The sequence below is a fragment of the Mesorhizobium sp. M4A.F.Ca.ET.090.04.2.1 genome, assembly GCF_003999085.1.
Lineage (GTDB): Bacteria > Pseudomonadota > Alphaproteobacteria > Rhizobiales > Rhizobiaceae > Mesorhizobium.
This window is the reverse complement of record NZ_RZOT01000538.1, coordinates 1-4,167: the sequence shown is the minus strand read 5'-3', so window position 1 is coordinate 4,167 and position 4,167 is coordinate 1. Positions and strand designations below refer to the sequence as shown.

Below are 4,167 nucleotides of genomic sequence, written 5' to 3'. Positions count from 1 at the left end.
GATTGGGCAGCGTCCGGTGAGGAAGCCTCCCCCGACGATGCCGGGCCTGCCGATGCGGCTGCGCCCGCGGCGGAGCGGCCGCGCCTGCAGGTGCCGCCGCTGCGGCTCGACGGCTTCGTGCCATCGGCTTTCTCGACCGGTGAGGAAGCCAAGGCGCCCGATACCTCCATACTCGGCAAGCTGCCGGTGCCGCTGCTCATCCACTCCGGCGACGCGCTCTACTATGCCAATGACGAGTTCCTGCGCCTGACCGGGTATGACACGCTCGACGAGCTGACGGATGCCGGCGGGCTCGGCGCCCTATTTGCCGATCCCTATTCGCCACCCGAGGACGGCGCTGCCGGCGAAAGCGACCATGCGCTCAAGTTGAAGACGCGCGACGGGCAGGAATTCCCGATCGACGCCATCCTGCGCTCGGTGCCGTGGCGCGCCGGCAAGGCGCTGATGCTGGTGGTGCGCCGCTCCGGCGAGGAGGGCGCGGCGCCCGCGCATTTCAGCGCCGCCAATGACGAGCCCACCCAGCAGCCCGACACTTCCGAGCTGAAGAGCCGCATCGCCGAAATGCGCACCATCATCGACACCGCCACCGACGGCGTGGTGCTGATCGGCCGCGACGGCAACATCCGCTCGATCAGCCGGCCGGCGGAAGCGCTGTTCGGCTTCGACAGCGACGAGGTCGCCGGCAAGCCATTCGCCTCGCTGTTCGCCATCGAGAGCCAGCGCGCGGCGCGCGATTATCTTGGCGGGTTGTCCGAACCCGGCGTGGCGAGCGTGCTCAATGACGGCCGCGAGGTAATCGGGCGCGAGTCGCAGGGACGGTTCATTCCGCTGTTCATGACCATCGGCCGGCTGCCCGGCGACAGCGGCTTCTGCGCCGTCGTGCGCGACATCACGCAGTGGAAGCGGGCCGAGGAAGACCTTACCCAGGCGCGCGCCGTGGCCGAGCGCGCCTCCTCGCAGAAGACGGATTTCCTGGCCCGCATCAGCCACGAGATCCGCACGCCGCTCAACGCCATCATCGGCTTCTCGGAACTGATGGTGGACGAGAAGTTCGGTCCTGTCGCCAACGATCGCTACCGCGACTATCTGCGCGATATCAACCGGTCGGGCAACCATGTGCTCGACCTCGTCAACGACCTGCTCGACATCTCCAAGATCGAGGCCGGCCAGCAGGAGATGGATTACGAGGCGGTGTCGCTCAACGACACGTTGGCCGAAACGGTGGCAATGATGCAGCCTCAGGCCAATCGCGAGCGCGTCATCATCCGTTCCAGCTTCGCCTCGCGGCTGCCGGAAGTGGTGGCCGACCTCAGAAGCGTGCGCCAGATCGCGCTCAACATCCTGTCGAACGCCATCCGCTACACGCAGGCCGGCGGCCAGGTGATCGTGTCCACCGCTTACGAGACCTCCGGCGACGTCGTCATGCGGGTGCGCGACACCGGCATCGGCATGAGCCAGGCCGAGATCGAGCAGGCGCTGAAGCCGTTCAAGCAGATCAATGCGCTGAAGCGCGGACGCGGTGACGGCACCGGGCTTGGGCTGCCGCTGACCAAGGCCATGGTGGAAGCGAACCGGGCGCGGTTCAGCATCACCTCGACGCCCGGCGAAGGCACGCTGGTGGAAGTCGCCTTCCCATCGACCCGGGTGCTGGCCGAATAGCGCACTGCGGGAAAAAGAAAAGGCGTCCAACGGGACGCCTTAAGGATGGGATTGCTGTCACAACGGGGGCTTGAGCGAATCTGAACCTCAGGGGACGAGGAACGGGATTTCTCCCTCAAGTTACGTGCGACTATCGGCGCCGTCCCTTAACAAGTTCTTACCGGGCCGCCAAAAAATTTACGAATGTGTACCACTCGTGAAATCTAGGTAAATTCGGCCGACATTTTTCGTTAACCATGCCAGGGCAGTTCAGTCGGCGAGCTGCGGCAGATTGCGGAACAGTTCCAGCGCTTCCGGATTGGCCAGCGCCTCCTTGTTCTTGATGGCGCGGCCGTGGACGACGTCGCGCACCGCGAGCTCGGTGATCTTGCCCGATTTGGTGCGGGGAATGTCGGTGACCGCGACGATCTTGGCCGGCACATGGCGCGGGCTGGCGCCAGTGCGGATCTTGGCGCGGATGCGCTTTTCCAGATCCTCGTCGAGCTTCACGCCGGCGGCCAGCCGCACGAACAGCACGACGCGCACGTCATTGTCGAAATCCTGGCCGATGCACAGCGCCTCGAGGATCTCCGGCATCTGCTCGACCTGATTGTAGATCTCGGCCGTGCCGATCCTGACCCCGCCCGGATTGAGCGTCGCGTCGGAGCGGCCATGGATGATCATGCCGCCATGCGCCGTCCATTCGGCGAAATCGCCATGGCACCAGACATTGTCGAAGCGCTCGAAATAGGCGGCCCTGTATTTCTTGTCCTCCGGGTCGTTCCAGAAGCCGATCGGCATCGCCGGAAAGGCCTTGGCGCAGACCAGTTCGCCCTTTTCCTGCCTGACCGGCCTGCCGTCGTCGTTCCAGACATCGACGGCAAGGCCGAGCCCGGGCCCCTGGATCTCGCCGCTCCATACCGGCTCGATCGGCACGCCGAGCACGAAGCAGGAAACGATGTCGGTGCCGCCGGAGATCGAGGCCAGGTGCACATCCGTCTTGATGCCGTCGTAGACGAAGCGGAAATCCTCCGGCGACAACGGTGAACCGGTCGACGAGATGGTGCGCACGCTCGAGAGATCGTGCGTGCCGATCGGCTTGAGGCCGGCCTTACGCACGGAATCGATGAACTTCGCCGAGGTGCCGAAATAGGTCATCTTCTCGGCGTCGGCAAAATCGAACAGCGCATTGCCGTCCGGATAGAAGGGCGAGCCATCATAGAGCAGCAGGGTCGCGCCCGAGGCGAGGCCGGAGACCAGCCAGTTCCACATCATCCAGCCGCAGGTGGTGAAGTAGAACAGGCGGTCGCCATCGAGCAGGCCGGCATGAAGGCGCTGTTCCTTGACATGCTGGATCAGCGTGCCGCCGGCCGAATGGACGATGCACTTCGGAATGCCGGTCGTGCCGGAGGAGAACAGGATGTAGAGCGGGTGCGCGAACGGCAGCCGTTCGAAGCTTACGGGCTTCGCGACGAAGGACGACAAGGCCGCCTCCAGGGCGTCCGCCTTGTCGATGGTCGCGGCGACGTCGGCCGAGGTGCCGAGATAGTCGACGATCAGCACCTTGCGGACGCTCGCAAGCCTGGCCGCCACCGCCCTGACCTTGTCGGCGACTTCGATCGCCTTGCCGTTATACCAGTAACCGTCAGGCGCGATGAAGACCACCGGCTCGATCTGGCCGAAACGGTCGAGAACGCCCTGCTCGCCGAAATCCGGCGAACAGGACGACCAGACGGCGCCGATCGAAGCGGCGGCGAGCATGGCGGCGACGGTCTCCGGCATGTTGGGCATCATTGCCGCGATGCGGTCGCCCTTCTTCACCTTCAGCGACAGGAAGAGCTGCTGCAGGCGCGACGTCAGCGCATTGAGTTCGTTCCACGACAGCCGCCGCTCGACCTTGTCCTCGCCGCGAAAAACGATCGCATCGCCGGAGCCGGTTTTCTTCAGCAGGTTCTCGGCGAAGTTCAGCCTGGCGTCGGGAAAGAAGGCGGCGCCCGGCATCCTGTCGCCGTCGACCAGCACGCGTTCGCCCTTGTCGCCGACGACACCGCAAAAATCCCAGGCTAGGCCCCAGAACGCCTCGCGCTCGTCGATCGACCAGCGGTGGAGCTCGGCATAGGAGGAAAAGGCCGTACCCGTCTTGGCCGCCGCGGCCTTCATGAAGGCGGTCATGGGCGCCGCGTCGATCTGGTCTTGCGTCGGCGTCCACAAGGCGGTGTCGGCGGCCATGCTCGTTCCTCCCAAAAACGCGACGCGTTCGCGGCAGTTAAGCCCAACGCCGCGTACGTCGTTGTCCCAAAACCGGCGTGTAATTTCCGGCGACGGCCGGTGGCACCGCTTATGCATACCGCAGCGCAGCAGAGCAAGATTTTGTTCGGCCGGCGGCTTCAGATGTGCGCAAATGCCATCGCCGGGCCATAAAGACTTGAAATGCGTCGGCGCTGGGGTACATCCGTCGGACGATTTGTCGGCAATGGAAGCATATAGGGCGATATGCCATCATCTTTGATCCGGCGCGGAGCATGGGCG

The 4,167-nt window shown here is 64.7% G+C and carries 2 protein-coding genes; one reads left to right on the top strand and one right to left on the bottom strand.

Annotated elements, in window-relative coordinates:
- The coding region (locus EN781_RS27560) for a histidine kinase dimerization/phospho-acceptor domain-containing protein (protein WP_127400519.1) at window positions 1-1,659 on the top strand (1,659 nt) is incomplete at its 5' end.
- 249 nt (window positions 1,660-1,908) lie between these two features.
- On the opposite strand, the gene EN781_RS27555 is transcribed toward EN781_RS27560, so the two are convergent.
- Window positions 1,909-3,867, bottom strand: a complete 1,959-nt coding sequence (locus EN781_RS27555; protein ID WP_126056448.1) for an acetoacetate--CoA ligase — start codon at window positions 3,865-3,867, stop codon at window positions 1,909-1,911.
- Window positions 3,868-4,167 lie beyond the last annotated feature (300 nt).

Excerpts from the sequence above, each read along its gene's own strand:
- EN781_RS27555 (WP_126056448.1), bottom strand. The coding sequence starts at position 3,867 with ATGGCCGCCGACACCGCCTTGTGGACGCCGACGCAAGACCAGATCGAC.